Origin of the sequence: Formosa bonchosmolovskayae, assembly GCF_051016085.1 — a bacterium.
Taxonomy (GTDB): Bacteria; Bacteroidota; Bacteroidia; order Flavobacteriales; family Flavobacteriaceae; genus Formosa.
The window spans coordinates 330,158-346,624 of sequence record NZ_CP174605.1 but is presented as its reverse complement, the minus strand read 5'-3'; the positions used below and the strand labels follow the sequence as shown (position 1 = coordinate 346,624).

The 16,467-nt window shown below is 35.4% G+C and carries 13 protein-coding genes; 1 reads left to right on the top strand and 12 read right to left on the bottom strand.

Annotated features, from left to right (window positions below):
• Positions 1-307 precede the first annotated feature (307 nt).
• A complete protein-coding gene (locus ACKC83_RS01275; protein WP_434036751.1) occupies positions 308-5,026 on the top strand; it encodes a chondroitinase-B domain-containing protein in 4,719 nt (1,572 codons plus the stop codon).
• Between the two features lie 94 nt (positions 5,027-5,120).
• Here the strand turns inward: ACKC83_RS01275 and ACKC83_RS01270 are convergent, their stop codons facing one another.
• The 12 genes from ACKC83_RS01270 to ACKC83_RS01215 all read right to left on the bottom strand — a co-directional run bounded on the left by ACKC83_RS01270 (position 5,121) and on the right by ACKC83_RS01215 (position 16,467).
• Positions 5,121-5,891: a patatin-like phospholipase family protein gene (locus ACKC83_RS01270; RefSeq protein WP_434036750.1), complete on the bottom strand. Its 771-nt coding sequence runs from the start codon at positions 5,889-5,891 to the stop codon at positions 5,121-5,123.
• A 339-nt stretch (positions 5,892-6,230) separates the two neighbouring features.
• The gene (locus tag ACKC83_RS01265; RefSeq protein WP_414035271.1) at positions 6,231-6,950 is read right to left on the bottom strand and encodes a 3-ketoacyl-ACP reductase; all 720 of its coding nucleotides are present in this window, start codon (positions 6,948-6,950) and stop codon (positions 6,231-6,233) included.
• 385 nt (positions 6,951-7,335) lie between these two features.
• On the bottom strand, positions 7,336-8,286 hold the full coding sequence (locus ACKC83_RS01260) for a DUF4625 domain-containing protein (protein ID WP_434036749.1): 951 nt from the start codon (positions 8,284-8,286) through the stop codon (positions 7,336-7,338).
• Between the two features lie 81 nt (positions 8,287-8,367).
• Positions 8,368-8,766, bottom strand: a complete 399-nt coding sequence (locus ACKC83_RS01255) for a MerC domain-containing protein (protein WP_414035273.1) — start codon at positions 8,764-8,766, stop codon at positions 8,368-8,370.
• Between the two features lie 12 nt (positions 8,767-8,778).
• Complete coding sequence (locus tag ACKC83_RS01250; protein WP_434036748.1) at positions 8,779-9,258, bottom strand: DUF4625 domain-containing protein; 480 nt, start codon at positions 9,256-9,258, stop codon at positions 8,779-8,781.
• 158 nt (positions 9,259-9,416) lie between these two features.
• The gene (locus ACKC83_RS01245) at positions 9,417-10,190 is read right to left on the bottom strand and encodes a DUF4625 domain-containing protein (protein ID WP_434036747.1); all 774 of its coding nucleotides are present in this window, start codon (positions 10,188-10,190) and stop codon (positions 9,417-9,419) included.
• Positions 10,191-10,233: 43 nt separating this feature from the next.
• Entirely contained in the window at positions 10,234-12,603 is a 2,370-nt protein-coding gene (locus tag ACKC83_RS01240; protein WP_434036746.1) for a TonB-dependent receptor, read from the bottom strand.
• A 241-nt stretch (positions 12,604-12,844) separates the two neighbouring features.
• Positions 12,845-13,096, bottom strand: a complete 252-nt coding sequence (locus tag ACKC83_RS01235) for a hypothetical protein (protein ID WP_434036745.1) — start codon at positions 13,094-13,096, stop codon at positions 12,845-12,847.
• Between the two features lie 373 nt (positions 13,097-13,469).
• Positions 13,470-13,925: a PA2169 family four-helix-bundle protein gene (locus ACKC83_RS01230; protein ID WP_434036744.1), complete on the bottom strand. Its 456-nt coding sequence runs from the start codon at positions 13,923-13,925 to the stop codon at positions 13,470-13,472.
• Between the two features lie 353 nt (positions 13,926-14,278).
• The gene (gene hpf, locus ACKC83_RS01225; RefSeq protein WP_414035279.1) at positions 14,279-14,581 is read right to left on the bottom strand and encodes a ribosome hibernation-promoting factor, HPF/YfiA family; all 303 of its coding nucleotides are present in this window, start codon (positions 14,579-14,581) and stop codon (positions 14,279-14,281) included.
• Positions 14,582-14,603: 22 nt separating this feature from the next.
• Positions 14,604-15,002 carry a VOC family protein gene (locus ACKC83_RS01220; protein ID WP_414035280.1) on the bottom strand — a complete coding sequence of 133 codons (399 nt, stop codon included), beginning with the start codon at positions 15,000-15,002 and terminating at the stop codon, positions 14,604-14,606.
• Positions 15,003-15,162: 160 nt separating this feature from the next.
• The gene (locus ACKC83_RS01215; protein ID WP_434036743.1) at positions 15,163-16,467 is read right to left on the bottom strand and encodes an ABC1 kinase family protein; all 1,305 of its coding nucleotides are present in this window, start codon (positions 16,465-16,467) and stop codon (positions 15,163-15,165) included.

Sequence of the window (16,467 nt, the reverse complement as noted above, 5' to 3'; positions counted from 1 at the left end):
AAAATGAAATTCTCGAATTAGGATGTATTAATAGAGAATATGTTAAAGTTTTAACTATTTCTCTATGGATTTAATAGGTTTTTGAAATTAGTCTAACGTCAGTGAGAGCGCGGTTTTTTGACCTAATTTTGGAGCTCTAAAATACGCTATTTGTAAGATTTTACTTATTACCCTTTGTCTAAAAACCTGATAATCTGTTGTTCATCCGATTTATTTTGTATACTTTGGCAGAAGTAAAAATTGGTTAACCAATTAATTGAGGCCTCGATTAAACAGACCAATTCTTTAACAAATAGCTAATTAAACAATGAGACAACAATTATTTAGTCGCATGTGTCAAACCACACTATGCGTCGTCGTATTTCTTTGCGCCTTTCAGTCGTACGGAGCAGATTACACAGTGAATTCTGCAAGTGAATTCAACAACTTAAGCCTCTCACCTGGAGACGTCGTCACTTGGGCAAACGGCACTTACAGTAGCGATCAAAGAATCAGTTTTACAGCAAACGGTTCAGCTTCAAATCCAATTATTTTAAGAGCAGAAACACCAGGTGGAGTTATTTTTACTGGGCAAACCAATATGGATATTTCTGGTGATTATGTGATTATAGATGGCTTCTACTGGAATGGTGGAGCAGGTAGTAACAATCACATTCAATTTAGAAAGAGTAGTGCGTATGCGAATCATTCTACCATTAGAAATTGTGCGTTTAACAACCTAACGCCTAGTGGCACAGACAAACACCGTTGGATTGTACTTTATGGTACAAATAATACGGTTGAAAACTGTTCGTTTTTAAATAAAAACAGTCCAGGGGCATTAATTTTAGTAGAGTTAGAATATAACGATTTCAATCCTGTGGGACACGTTATTAAGGATAATTATTTCTTCAATTTTATAAAGAGAGATCCGTCTACTACGCATTCTGGAGATAGTGAAACCATTCGCGTAGGAACAAGTGAATTTCAGGATAAAAGTGCCAGCGTGACTGTAGAGGGGAATTATTTTTATAAAGCAGATGGCGAAAATGAAATTATTACAAACAAAAGCGCCGATAACACCTACCGAAATAACACCTTTAGAAGGTGTCGCGGATCGTTAGTGATGAGACATGGTGCACGTGCAACAGTAGATGGGAATTACTTTTTAGGAGAAAATGTTGAAGGTACAGGAGGAATCCGTATCACCGATAGTTACCACGTTATCACCAACAATTACATTCAGGATGTGGTAAGTTCTGGCGATAAATGGAACAACGGAATTACATTAGTAGGAGGTTCAGATACCTCTGGAGGAATCACCAACGGATACCAAAAAGTTGATGATATAGTTGTAGAAAATAACACCTTATACAATGTGGATTCTCCTATCTTTTATAACGACAGATCGAGTTACGATCCATCTGGAGTTCTAAACAATAATGTAATTTATACAACCTTAACCAATATAGTAAGCGGAGATATTTCAGGTACGGGGCAAAGTATGACTTATAATGGAAATGTATATTACGGCACTTCATTAGGTATTTCTGATAGTGGATTTACAGAAGCTAATCCACAATTTTCTGCAAACGGAGAAATTTATAGTGCAAGTAGTTCTGCTGTTTCTGGTAAAGGATCTTCAATAAGTAACCCTCATACAAATAGTATGGTCGGGGTTTCTGTAGGCGCTAGTTTCCTAGATGCTTTAGGAAATTCGGCATCAGGAGATTATTTAACAGTATCTTCTGTAAGCGAATTTACTGCAGAAGAAACAACGAAAACAGTAAGTGTATCGTCTAGTGTAGATTGGTCGGTTACCAATAATAAATCATGGATTTCGGTAACACCTACCTCAGGATCTGGAAACGGAAGTATTTCGGTAACGGTGTCAGCAAATGTTTCTGAAACATCTAGAGCAGGAACAATTACAGTTAGTGGTTCTGGAGTTTCTAATCAGACGATTAGCATCACTCAAGCTGGTACTACAGATTCTGGTGGGAATGCAGGCATGCCTTCAGATTTAATGGCCAATTGTAATCAATGGAAAATTACATATCCAACGGGTGAGGAAGATAAAACTTTATGTGACGAAGAAGGAAATGAATTCTTTTATGTAAACGACGAAGGGAATGCGATTGTATTTCGCGCACCGGTAAGAAGTGATAACGGAACAACTCCTAATTCTGACAATATTCGTTCGGAACTTAGAGAACGTGAAGCCGATGGTTCTAAAGATATATATTGGACTACCGAAGGCACACACGAGCTGTATGTAAAACAAGCGATTACACATTTACCAATTAATAAGTCGCAATTGGTAGCAACTCAAATCCACGGAAATAAGGCCGATGGTATAGACGATTCTATGGTGATGCGTTTAGAAGATAATCACTTGTTTTTATCTTTTAACGGCGGGAAATTAAGAAGTAATGTTACCATTACAGAAAATTACACTTTAGGAGATATTCATGAAGTGATCTTTAAAGTGATCGATGGTAAACATTATTGTTACTACGCTGAAGATGGAAATCTTAAAAATGCGTATAATAGCGGAAATGCATCTCAGTATTTAGTACGTGCCGATGGGAATGATTATGTCATGGACAAAAGTTACGATCAATCATACTTTAAAGTAGGTAACTATACGCAAAGTAATCCAGTTGAAGAAGGTGATGATACCGACGACCTTGATAATTATGGCGAAGTATTAGTTTACGATTTCTCCGTAAGTCATGGCGAAGGTAGTGAGCCTGTAGATCCAATTGCGGTTACCGGTGTGTCGTTCTCGTCCAGTACAATAGATTTAGCATTAGGTAGCGAGCAACAATTAGCAGCAACCGTAAGTCCGTCGGATGCAACTAACAAAAATGTAAGTTATAGCAGTAGCAGTTCTTCTATTGTTTCTGTAAGCAGTAGTGGGAAATTAATGGCAGTTTCAGAAGGAAATGCAACTATTACTGTAACCACAGCAGATGGTGATTTTACAGATACGATTGCAGTACAAGTTGTCGCACCTTCAAGTGGAGATAATTTAGCGTTAAATAAATCTATTTCAGGAACAGGAACTCCAGATGGCGATAATACCGTTGCGAATTTAGTCGATGGTAATACCGAAACACGATGGTCTGTTTCAGGAATGCCACAGACGGCAATTATAGATTTAGGAGAAACTTTTACATTAGGAAGTACAGCATTGGTTTGTTATAGCGATCGTGCGTATCAATACACCATTTCGGTTTCGTCATCGGAAAATGGATCCTATACGGAAGTTGTAAACAGAAGTTCGAATGCAACGCCAGGTTTGGTTTCAAGTCCTATTTCGGATACATTCAATAATATAGAAGCTCGATTTGTAAAAATTACCGTAACAGGCGCATCATCATACGAAGGAAATTGGGTTAGCCTTTTAGAATTAAGCGTGTTTGCAGGAGAGGGAGAACCAGCGACAGTGGATGTGACTTCAGTAACATTGGATTCATCTTCTACTAATTTAGAAGCAGGTGAAACAGAACAACTTTCTGCAACTGTTAGTCCAAGTGATGCTACAAATCAAGATGTGAGTTATACGAGTAGCAATACTTCGGTAGCTACAGTAAATTCAAACGGATTGGTAGAAGCGATTTCTGAAGGTTCTGCAACGATTACAGTAATTACAGACGATGGATCATTTACAGATTCTTTAGCGATTACGGTGAATGGAAGTCAGAATGGGACAACACCTTACAGTATTTCTAAATTCCAAGATTACTTGGCGCAATGTAAATTACAATCGCCTTTAAGTGGTACAGAAGCGACTGATGCCGAAATTATTTCAGGGTATTCATCAAATACATTTTATGTTGCCGATGGTAATAAATTAGCGTTTTATCAGTCTAGAGATAATGCAGGTACACGCCAGCGTTCAGAATTGAGATTTCTAGAAAATTGGACTGTAAACGATGATCAAATCTTTCATGCCAATGTAAATATTGTAAACCAAACCTGTGAGCAACTAACGTTTATGCAAATTCATGACGATGCGAATGTTGGTAATGGTCCAAATAAACCTTTATTACGTATTTACCAAAGTGGAGGTTATATATGGGCCGCCGTAAAAACAGACGATGGTGGTACTAATACAAGTCACGTAGATCTTGGAGAAACACCAAATGGTTATTTTGATTGTGATATTATCTTAGAATCAGGAGTTATGATCGTTGAAGTTAATGGTGCTGAAAAGCTTAATACAGATGTATCGTATTGGACGTATCCGAGTTATTGGAAAAACGGAGTGTATTTACAAGATAGTGGAGAAGCAACGGTTCATTTTAATGAATTAACATTAACAGGCGATTCCAGTACAATACCTCCAACAGCAGAATCTACAAACGTAGCATTAGAGAAATCGGTGGCTTTTTCAACAGAACAATCATCTAATCCAGCGTCTAATTTAGTCGATGGTGAAGAAGATTCTAGATGGTCTGCACAATCTTACCCAGTATGGGCAACTGTAGATTTAGGAAGTCTGCATACTATTAATAGTACCGAAGTTATTTGTTATAACGACCGTGCTTATAAGTATATTATTGAAGTGTCTACAGATGGTAGTAACTTCTCACAAATAGTTAATAGATCTAATAACACGACATCAGGAAGCAATTCCAATCCTATAGCAGATTCATTTTCGGAAGTAGACGCCAGATATGTAAGAATCACAGTGACAGGAGCGAATAGCTACGATGGAGATTGGGCGAGTGTAGACGAGCTTAGAGTGTTTGGGTATTCGAAATCGGTATCAGCAAGAGGGATTTCGCCAGGATCCCAAATAGCAAGTTTTTCTGAACCAGAATTAGCATTATACCCAAATCCTACAACAAATACCGTTAATATTCGTGGAGCAAAAGCCTACCATACCTTAACGGTTTATGATCAAGTAGGGAAAGTGATATTTAATCGTCCTTTAGACGGAGAAACAGTAGATATTTCTAATTTAAAATCGGGGATGTATATCTTTAGATTATCAGGAAATGATACTGCAATAAACAAACGTATTATTAAAAAATAAGAATTAGTTTAGTTTGGATTAGGTAGATGGAGGTTTCTTCATCTGCCTTTTTTTTGCTCTATTCTAAACGCTAATTGAGGAGTGAGGTCTGTATTTAAGAATAATCCAGTTTGCTTAACTCTTTAATGGCCTCGGTATAGCCTAATTCGAAAACGGTCTGTATATGGGCTTTTGAAAAAGCTTCATATTTACCAATGTTTTGGGGCGCAATAAGGACATCGCAATCTTTAAATTTGGCTTCACAATCCTGAAATCCCGTAATGCTATACGATCGGTTTACTACCGCTTTAGTTGTTTTTAGATTCTCTTTAGTAATTTTAGAAAAAGAGTTCAGGTAAACACCAATAATAGTATCGCAATAGATTTGCAACGGACGGATAGGGAAATTATCTGTTACACCACCATCACACAACACATAGCCATTATATTCTATGGGCGTAAACATGCCCGGAACCGATGAAGAAGCAACGATAGGGGTGATAATTTTTCCTTGAGAAAAATAGCGGGTTTTACCTTCTAATAAGTCTGTTGCCGCAATAAACATGGGAATGTCTAAACTTTCAAAACTATCTTCTTTAAAAAATGCACCGAGTTGCATACCTACTTTATTTCCATCGAAAAAGCCAGCCTTTCGCAATGTGAAATTTTGAAATGAAAATAAGTCAATTTTAATAAAGAAATCTAAAATGTCTTGCCAATGGTGTCCTGCGGCATAAAGCGATCCAACAATAGCACCTGCACTTGTTCCAGAAATATAATCAGGTTTAATGCTTAATTCGTCCATAGCTTTTAATACGCCTATATGCGCGACGCCTCTGTAACCGCCACCTGATAATGCGAGTCCTAATTTTTTCTTGATTTCCATTTTATTGTATATTCAGGAATATGTGATATGTTTAATTAATATTGTGTTTTTTTACTTCTGATGCGTTTAGTTTTCGTTTTGGCCGATAATGAAAACTAAGCTTTATGTAACGAGTTCGAAGGGTTTTACTTAGTAAATCTTACTCTGGGTAAAGGTAATAAATATGAAAAATATAGAAGCTCGGGACATAGGCCTTTATGATTTTTTTAAATCTGTAGTATGGATTTGTAAACTAAAGATGAATTGTTTCTCGTGACGATAATGGCACTTTTATAGAAAAGAAAAGCGAACTATAATAGTATGTGTAGCTCGCTTTTTATGTGTTATCTATTTAATAGACTACGGGTTAGTAGACCATAACGATGCGCTTTTTAGCATGGCGCGTTTTGGTAATTTTAAACCAGCAAGAATTAATTCAGCGAAATCTTCAGGTTGTAACACGCTGTCTTCTGAGTCTTTTGTCGCGATTCCTAAACCTATAGACATATCCGAAGCGATTGTGCTTGGTGTTAGCGTGCAAACTCTAATATTGTTTTTACGCACTTCTTTCATTAACGATTCTGACATCCCGATAACTGCAAATTTAGAAGCAGAATATGCAGACGTTGTTGCGTTTCCGCTTAATCCCGCTGTCGAAGATACGTTTATAATTTCTCCGTCGTTTTGTTCAATTAAATGTGGTAAGACCTCTTTAGTCACATAATACATTCCCATAACGTTGGTTTGTATAATTTGTGACCAGTCATCGACCTCCATATCATTAAAGGTTCCAAAAGCCGCAATTCCGGCATTATTAACTAGAATGTCTACGCCGCCAAGTGTGTCTATAAGTGTTTTTATTGCTGTTTTTACTTCGTCGTAATTACTTACATCAAATACCGCATAAGTAGATTTAACTCCTAGCGCTTCCAATTCGGCAACGGTTTCTTTTAAAACGCCTTCAGTTCTTCCAGTAATCGCTACATCAATACCTTCTTTTGCAAATGCTATAGCTGTTGCTTTTCCGAGTCCTCTACCACCTCCGGTAATTATTGCTTTTTTACTTTTTAATTTAGTCATGATTTTTTCTTTAATATAATTTATGTCGTATTTAAAAGTAAAATACAACACGCTACATTTTTTTATTACGAATCTAAATTACAAAATTTAGCTTAGAATTAGCTGTTTCTTAATCTTGGATTAGGAGCAAAATTTCCAAAATTAAAATGTTAAAATTAGAATATAAAAAGCTTGAGTTAAAACCATTTTATAATCATTTATACTGTAACAATATAGGGTAGTTTTATTATTGCTTGAAGCAAGGTTAATTTTAAATAGTTTAGTGATTAGTAAAGTTATTATAAAATTAAAAACAGCTCTAACAAAGAAGCTAAAGCTGTTTTTTAAATTCTGTGGTCACTAAAAAAAGCAAGGACACGAAGCATTTTATATGCTGTTAATTCGTTTATTCTATTACAATATCAAATTCAATATATTTGAATGTGCTTTTAAGATATGATGAATTTGTATAAACTACGCCATAATAATATGTTCCTGTTTCCCAAGCATTACCTCCTGTAATTGGATTTGGATCTGGTGAATTATTATCGTTTGCAGCTCCTATTTTTATAGGGAGACCGTAATTCCAATGGTCTGTATCTTTATTGTTTCTTAATGTTATGACCTCTTTATCTCCAGAAGAATGTGAGACAACTTCTGTTACTATAACTTTAGAAAAATCTATAGCTTCTACAGTTTCAGGTTTATGGTTCAGACTCTTTTTAATTAATAATCCGTACATAATTCCGTCACCTTTAAGACCTCCTATTTGGATTGCCGACCAAAGAGATTCATCTTTACTAAAAAATGTTGCGTCCGGATTTTTAAATTCACCATTATTATAAAAATTATTAAATCCTGAAACCCCATCGACATTAATTTTGTCTACTCCAAACACACTAACATGCGGATTAACGTCTGGAAAATCGGCAGCATCAATTAATTCAACTTGTCTAATTTCTTGTAGATACGTTCCATTCTGATCAGTAATTGTAATAATAAAGTCATATTTACCTTTTGGAGCTTCTGCGGGAATATCGAAATGTTGATGCATTGTAGCATTTTTCAAGCCTTGATATTTATCCCAAGTAATCTCATAAGACCATTCTTCCGCATACGTTTCATTACTTTTCTGTTCTATGTTTACCTTAACGATGTCGATAAGATCTCCTGCAAGTATTTCTGCGTTAAGATGAAAGTCTTCACCAACAACGCCAAGTTCGTTATTGTAAAGACCAACCTCAACTTCGGAAATAGTAGGTGTCTCTAAGATAATAACTTCATAATCATCATTATTACAAGAAGTAAGAAATACAAGTAGAATTGGTAATATATATACGTAATTTTTAATCTTCATTATTGTTTTAATTTTTATTGTTTGTTATTCTGATTTTTTGGTACTAACAGTTGTGTTTTATCTGAGGTTAGGTTTTGTGTCTTAATGTATACAACACGCGTCAGTATCACATTTGCAATATTTTCGGTTGTATAGGTGTAATAGTATTAATGACAATGTTGGTATAAATATTACATTTTCTTGAAGAGAAATCCATGTTGCTTTTTCATTAATAATTACAAAAAACAACAAACTCCAACTTATCCATAAGGCAGGCTTTATCCATGTGTTTGCTGTTGTATGAGTTGAACGATAAACAGCCAAGAAAGAAATTGCCAAGAAAATATAATCTATAAGTTTCCACCAGCCGGGTGTAGAACTACAACATGTTAGCAGACTCGTTTGTGCCATAAATATAAAGGGTGTCGCGATGCAATGTATTAGACAAAGTATACTAGATACAGCACCTAGGCTGTCTGCTTTTTGAGTTGTAAATATCATATATCTTAAATATTATTCTACAATCTTAATGTCTACAGATGTTCGTGCTTGCCAACCAGTTTCATCGGTTACCGAATAGGCGCAGTGGTAATCTCCTGTATCTACATCATTAGGGATAATCACTTCAATTTCTATTTCATAACTTGTTGGTCCACCTTCAATAGCATAATTTTCATTCACTAATAAAGGGTTTATTGCATCCTTTTTATCGTCTAAAGCACAATTTACATCTTGATCGTCATGTGTATGGTGATCGAAATTGTTGTGAATGTTTAAACTGTAAGACGCTAAGGCTTGGTTGTCTGTAGCCAGAACTTTAAAAATGTAGGTTTCACCTCTTTTAAGTTGTTCACAAGCTTGAGGAAAACCACCGTCGTAATTAATGGTAATAACCGGTTTTTCTTCGTCTTTATCTATGCTGTCGCTATCTGAACATGATGCTAAAAACAAAAGAAGAAGAAATACGTAGTTGAATTTTAATATAAATTTCATAGTAATTAAGGGATAAAGAGGCTGTCTTAAAAGTTGCGTTTTCGTTAACCTGAACTATATTCAGGTTCTCATATGTTTGGTAATCCATATGATGAGATTATGAAACATATTCAGAATGACGGATTTAACACGTTTAAGACAGCCTCGTAATTAATGTATTAAGCTGTAATGTCTATATGTGATTCGTAAGTTTGGATGTTTCCATTTTCGTCTTCAACAGTAAACGTAACATGATATTCGCCCGCAGGAGCAGTTGCAGGAACATCGATATGTTTATGGAATTCGGCTTCGGTTAAGTCGTGGTAATCAGAATATACGTTTTCGTAATCCCATTCTACTTCTCCTTCACCTACAGGAATATCGTGCGCATGAATGTCAACGCTAATCTCATGGATACCGTTATGAGCATCTACCAAAAATTCAGCATGAAAATCGCTACCACGTACTACAGTTTCATCCATTTCAAAGTCACTAATTGTAATTGGTGCTAAAACATCTAAATGCCCTTCAACTTCGGAGCTGTTTCCTAACTCATCTACAACAATAAGTTCTACATGATACTCCCCAGCAGGTGCAGTTACAGGAATGTCTATATGTTCGTGAAATGTTGCATTAATGACTTGGTAAGAGGCATCGTCGTAAACTTGTGTTAATTCCCAAGCTTCTTCGCCTTCTGAAAGGGTGATGTCGTCGTGAGAATGAATTTTAAGGGTAATACTGCTCACTACATTTTCGGCATAAATTTCTGCCTCTAGATGTAGGTCAGATCCTCTGTAGGCTACTGGATCTGTAGAATGTTCACTGCCTTCGCCAAATTCGAAGTTGGTAATTACTGGTGCATTTGTTGTTGCGCCGTCGTCGTCACTGCTACATGATTGTAAAAATAATCCTAGTGAAAGGAAAAGGACTAAAAGTTTAAAATTTGCTTTCATAATTTTCTGATTTTAAGTGTTAATAATAATTGATTGTTGTTATTTAAAAAGGTATTGTTAATGATAATGATAGGTTTCTACCAGCTTCCGGAACGTCTATTAAACGATAGAAACTTGTGTGGTCGAAATATTTTGTGTTGAATACATTGTTTAGTTTTAGGCGCATTTCTATTGGTGCATTGTTTTTAAATACATCGAGTTCTGTTATAAATGACATATTTACTAATTGATACCCATCGGTAACTTCCTCTGGAGGTACAATTTCGTCTTGCTTTGCAGTAATCTTATAATCGGCGATTAGTAAGGGCTTAGTAAAAAAGAGTACGTCTTTAAACTGATAGCTCGCAGAAAATAAACCTGATAACGGTGGTGAAAACGGAATGGTAAAGCCTTCTTTCGGACCGCTAGTTTGTCTAGAATAGACATATTCTGCAGAGGCGTCTAGTTGTAGGCGGTTAAAAAGCGTTGTACTCGCTCTAAGTTCTCCTCCAAATCGGAAGACTTTACTCTGAGTGTATTCATAAACCTGTAAGGTTTCGTAATAACCCGACGTTGGATTTAAATAAATAAAATTCTCGAAGAAATTGACAAACGGACTTACGCCAATACTAAACGTTTCTGTGGTATGGTCGACTTCCAAATCTAACTGATACGATTCTTCTGGGTCTAAATCTAGATTTCCTCTTTCGTAACGATACATATGATAATTCACACCATCTGAAGCCAATTCGTTTGCTAAAGGCATTCTAAAACTCTTACCAACATTAAATTTATAAGTCGTGTGATTATGGATATAACTCAATCCCGCAGATGCACTGAAGCTTCCAAAATCCAAGGTTTTATCTATTGCGCGTTGCATATAGACTTCCGAAGTTGTGCCGTCGGTATTAGTAACAGGCGTAGGATACCAGTCGTAATACGCTTTGGTTTCCATAGTTCCGTAATCGTAACGAGCGCCTGCTAATACATGTAAATCTGGAGTGATTTCGTAGGTGTCGAAAGCAAAAACTCCAGCTGTAAAACGGTTGTATTCTGGAATTAAGAAACCCCAACCACCAATATTATTATCTTGATATTCTAGGTTTACTCCAAATACTACATCATGTTTATCGTGAAGACTAAAAGCATCTCTTGCATTTAAAGCATAAGTGTTTTTACTAAAGTCACGCTCTAAAGTACTTGTTGGTTTTGGCATATAGCCATGAGCAACAGCTTCTGAACGTTCTTCACGGTGATTGTTCTGAAAACCTAAATCGATATGAAAGGTATGGTCTCCACTAAAAATAGAAGTGTTATTCGTTATTTTAAAATGGTTCACGGTATGATACGGCAAATCGATATCGCGATTAGAACTGTCGTAATCGATATCTGAAACGATAACTTCTAAACCATGAGCATTAGCAAAGAATCCATTCTTGGCATTTACGTTGCTAAAGGTCGTTTCCGATTGTATGTTGTCGTTAACATAACCCACACTAACGCGAGCATTGGCTTCATTCCCTGCGGTGTTTCTTAAATTATTATCGTCTAATTCGAATATATAATTGTCGTAACTAATTTTATCTGTAGGTACTTTATAATCGGCATAATCTCTATAGGTTAATCGCGCTCTGTAAAACCAATGGTGTTTACGAGCTTCTATGCCGGCAGAAACACCAATTAAATCATTATTAGTTTCACCTAGTAGATTGACTTCACCACTAAAAGAATGCATTGCCGGAATAAAATTTGGCTGAATATCGACAACACCTGCAATAGCATCGGAGCCATACACCAAAGATGCCGGTCCTTTTACAATCTTAATATTTTCAATACCATATTGATCGATTTCCAAACCATGATCGTTTCCCCATTGTTGTGCTTCATGTTTAATTCCATTTTGCACAACGGCAACACGGTTAAATCCTAAACCTCGAATTACGGGTTTAGATTGTCCCGATCCAATATTAATCGTGCTTACCCCAGGAATTTTACTTAACGTTTGCATCAAGCTGTTTTCTCTGTTCTTATTCAAGAATTCCTCGGTAACGGTATATGAGACCACAGGCGTTTCCATGTTTTCTTTTTGTTTAGATTTTCCATGAACTTGGACTTCATCTAAGTTGGTGGTAGATTCTGTTAAATGAACTACAACATCTTTCAACTCAAGACACACATCTACCTTGATAACTTTAGGCGCGTAGCCCATACTCGTAACGGTAAAGGTGTATTCTCCTGTTTTTACATTTTTCAGTGTAAAATCACCTGTATTCGAGCTAATAGTAAATAAATCGTTACCACTAATTGAAGCGCCTTCAATAGGTTGTAAGGTGTTGGCGTTTAGTACAGAACCATTTACTGTAAAGGTTTCTTGTGCAAACGCAATAGTGCATAGGCTTAAACATAGCCATACACTAAGTGTTTTTTGAAGCATATTGATATACTGTGAAAAATTAGAAATATTCTCTAGAATGAGAACTAGTAAAATGTCCTATACACGTAGATTACAGTAAAGGCCTATATATTTAAACTTTAAATGGTATGATGGAGGTATCGGAATATATTTTAAAAGTCAATAATAATATGATTATCGATTTTTAAAAAGTGTAAAAAGATACCAAAACCAGATAAAATTAATTATTGGGTCTTTAAATGATAAAATGTATAGGTGAAATTTAAATTAGGGATGGCGGAGGTCTAGAAAAGAGCTCGTCCGTATTAATTATATTCGAGTGAATATAATTGTAATACTTTCTTAAGTCTTGAGTAAATACATACTCTTTAATTTCGAATGAGAATTCTTGAGGCTCAGGAGAAATTGCAGGTGTAAGATTAATAGCTGTGGCATGGTCGCAAATTACACAATGCAAGGCGTGATCGCTGTCATCTACATCATGAGCGTGAGATAGCGCATGTAACCCAACCATTTTCATTGATAGAAAAAGGAAGAGGAACAGAAACGTAATGCTATTTTTAAAACCCGCTGTTTTCATTAATTGGCTAAAGTATTAAATTATATACGAATCCAAAGAAGAGAAAGTGTTAAGCATATGTTAATTAGAATAACGGTAATATATTGGGAATTCTACCCATGCATTAGTGTTTTATTAGCTTTAAATTCAATTTGAAATAAAAGAATAGGGTAATAGGGCGTCGGTATATTATTCCTGGTTTAATTATCAGGTTTGAGTGCGTCTTAACAAGAACTGCTGGCAATATTTTATTTCATAAAAAAAGTCACCTATATGTAAAGTGACTTTTAATACAACTTAAAAAACTATTTAAGTTTTATAAATTTGTTTATTCTATGTTTTCTAAAGAATCTATAGTGTTCCTACTTTCGGCAATGGCATCTCTTTGTTTTAAAAGCATAGCTCTTAATTCTGAATTCAATTCATAATTATTAAGAATCTCATCGTAATCATTAATAGTTTCTTGCTCTCCTTCTCTGACTTCTTCAAGTATGGATTCATCACTATCTAGCGAAAAAAGCGCCTTGGTATCTATCCAAACACGTTGCAACGTGCCAGATATACTACCGTCATCGTCATCTTCAAGATCTAAACCTTGAGCTAGAAGTAATTGCCTAAGCTCAGAGATATATCCGTTTCTTGCAATAACTTTTTCATTAAAATACCTTTTTAATTTAGGATTATCTACATGTATCGCCGCTTTTATAAATCCTTTTTCGACATCCACCAATTTTTCAATTAGTTCATTAAGTTTTATCTCGGTGTCTCCATGTATGGGTTTCATAATTATCGGTGTTTAAATTAAACGGATTTTATCAAGCATTTTGCCTGTTTGAAAGATACTAATAAATACGTCGATAGTTAAATTATTAAGTTGCTATTTCTTAATCGAGTCATAATTTTATTATGTAAAAAAGCATCTGACTTAATTATAAATCAAGTACCCATCGAAACGTTTTGTTGCGCTTTCTTTTTTTTATTTCTTTTCTCTAAATACCTATGTGACCAATATCCTAAAGCAACCAAGATGCAAGCGGTCCTTAAGCCTTTATTTTTCTTAAGAATGGAAATCGCTCCAACTAGGTTTGCAGGATTCATAAATAATAGTGTTTAGAGATAGATTTTAGATGCTTCGGTTTAATGCGTACTCATTTTTTCTTTTCGTTTGCGCAGTTGGCGTTCTAAATCGTTAATAGATTCGGATACGGAGTCTGCGAAATTGTCGTGACTGGCTTCGGCAAATAAACGTGGTCCTGGTAAACTTAATCTGATATTACAAATTTTACCGGTGTCGTCTGAAGTCGTGTTTTCCGTTTTAAAGAAAACATCGGCACGAATTACCATGTCGTATTTAGCACCTAACTTTTCTAATTTTTCTCGAGCGGTTTGTTCTAACGCTTCACTTGCAGAAACGTCGTGATATTCAAATATAATTTGCATAATGTTGAGGTTTTAATTAAAATTATTTATCGCAATTTACCATCCAATTGATGCCATATTCGTCTGTGCATCGTCCAAAATGTCCCCATTCTCGTTCTCTAAAATCATGGTGTACTTGTCCGTTTTCAGAAAGTTGATCAAAAATGTTTTCGGCTTCTTCTACAGAAGGCAAATCCACACTCATGTGTATTTGATTACCGTGATTAATTGGGGTATCTGGAGCCGCATCGTAAGCCATAAAATGTATGCCTTTACCTTTTAATTCTGCGTGCTGTATTTTTTGATGATAAGACGATGGAATATCAATCTTTGCATCTTTATACGTTTGTTTGTTTTTTATTTCAGCGTTAAATATGTTACTGTAAAAGTGAAGTGCTTCTTGGCAGTTGCCTGTAAAAGCAAGATAAGCTTGTACGTTCATAATAAATGTTTTTTCGGTTCAATAGCTAAGGTATAAGCTTTGTGTGTGCTGGATTGACTGAAAGGCTTTAATTATTAACGTTATTAAATTTAGTGCTACGCCACTTCGCTTTATAGCATATAAGAGAAGTGGCGTAGTATTCTAAAAATCAGAATTTAAATTATTTCCAAGTATTTATAATGATGTTTTTTGCCTTTAAATCGAACATTAGATTATAAAGACCAAAGAAAGTACGGTTCATATAGATAAAATGTTTAGAACCTCGGTTTGCATTTAGTTTTCTTAATTGAGTGTTTTTTGAATATTTTTCTCCCAAATCTGCTATTTTTCCAAAGAACTCTGCATTTGAAAAATCGAATACTTCTTCGTGTAAAGGTTGTGTAAATAAGGTAAGCATTTCGTGAAACATTGCTGTAAAAAAGGTGATTTCTTCTTCAGAATCGTCTGTTCTTAAAATTTCAAGTTCGAATAGTTTCGCTTGAAACAATTCGGGATTATTCATATTATCTTTTAACGCCAATTCAAAATAAGGGCCGTAAAAATCTTCTGGGATAAGTTTCATACATCCAAAATCAAGAGCTATTAAATCTCCATATTTAGAGACTAGGAAATTCCCGGGATGCGGATCGGCATGTACTTTTTTTAACATGTGAATCTGATACATATAAAAATCCCAAAGCGCTTGGCCTAATTGGTTTGCAAGGTCCTGATTTGTATTATATGCGGTAAATTCGGATAAATGTTCGCCCACCATATAATCCATTGTAATGATACGCTCAGACGACCATTGTTCGTAATAGTTTGGAAATTTTAGATGCGGAATATGGGCACAGGCTTCAGAAATCTCTTTACTTTGCTGCACTTCTAGAATATAATCGGTTTCTTCAATAAGTTTATTTTCTACCTCTTTAAAATATTTATCAGATCCTTCTCCTTTAATATTAAACATACTCATAGCAATGGGTTTTACCATGGCTAAATCCGATTTTATACTATCGGCAACTCCGGGATACTGAATTTTAACAGCCAACTTTTTGCCATCCTTTTCTGCAATATGCACTTGGCCAATACTAGCCGCGTTTACCGAGTTTAAATCGAAAGTATCAAATAAATCTTCAGGTGGTTTTCCAAAGTATTTTTTAAATGTTTTTAAAACTAGAGGAGGTGATAATGGTGGCACAGAAAACTGAGCTAAAGAAAATTTCTCGACATAGGCCTGAGGCATAATGCTTTTTTCCATGCTTAACATTTGTGCTACTTTAAGCGCGCTACCTTTAAGCTGTTTTAACCCATCGTAAATATCGGATGCATTACTCGAGTTCAGTTTATCTTTGGCTTCGAGTTCTGTTTTGGTTATTTTATCGCCGTAATATTTTAGGTAATTAACACCAATTTTAGCACCTGTAGACACGAGTTTAGAGGCACGCTCTATTTTTGATGTGGGTATTTTATTAATTGCTTTCAT

Bases quoted from the DNA above. Each gene is read 5' to 3' on its own strand.
- ACKC83_RS01275 (WP_434036751.1), top strand. From the start codon at position 308: ATGAGACAACAATTATTTAGTCGCATGTGTCAAACCACACTATGCGTC.
- ACKC83_RS01270 (WP_434036750.1), bottom strand. From the start codon at position 5,891: ATGGAAATCAAGAAAAAATTAGGACTCGCATTATCAGGTGGCGGTTAC.
- ACKC83_RS01265 (WP_414035271.1), bottom strand. From the start codon at position 6,950: ATGACTAAATTAAAAAGTAAAAAAGCAATAATTACCGGAGGTGGTAGA.
- ACKC83_RS01260 (WP_434036749.1), bottom strand. From the start codon at position 8,286: ATGAAGATTAAAAATTACGTATATATATTACCAATTCTACTTGTATTT.
- ACKC83_RS01255 (WP_414035273.1), bottom strand. From the start codon at position 8,766: ATGATATTTACAACTCAAAAAGCAGACAGCCTAGGTGCTGTATCTAGT.
- ACKC83_RS01250 (WP_434036748.1), bottom strand. From the start codon at position 9,258: ATGAAATTTATATTAAAATTCAACTACGTATTTCTTCTTCTTTTGTTT.
- ACKC83_RS01245 (WP_434036747.1), bottom strand. From the start codon at position 10,190: ATGAAAGCAAATTTTAAACTTTTAGTCCTTTTCCTTTCACTAGGATTA.
- ACKC83_RS01240 (WP_434036746.1), bottom strand. From the start codon at position 12,603: ATGCTTCAAAAAACACTTAGTGTATGGCTATGTTTAAGCCTATGCACT.
- ACKC83_RS01235 (WP_434036745.1), bottom strand. From the start codon at position 13,096: ATGGTTGGGTTACATGCGCTATCTCACGCTCATGATGTAGATGACAGC.
- ACKC83_RS01230 (WP_434036744.1), bottom strand. From the start codon at position 13,925: ATGAAACCCATACATGGAGACACCGAGATAAAACTTAATGAACTAATT.
- hpf (WP_414035279.1), bottom strand. From the start codon at position 14,581: ATGCAAATTATATTTGAATATCACGACGTTTCTGCAAGTGAAGCGTTA.
- ACKC83_RS01220 (WP_414035280.1), bottom strand. From the start codon at position 15,002: ATGAACGTACAAGCTTATCTTGCTTTTACAGGCAACTGCCAAGAAGCA.
- ACKC83_RS01215 (WP_434036743.1), bottom strand. From the start codon at position 16,467: ATGAAAGCAATTAATAAAATACCCACATCAAAAATAGAGCGTGCCTCT.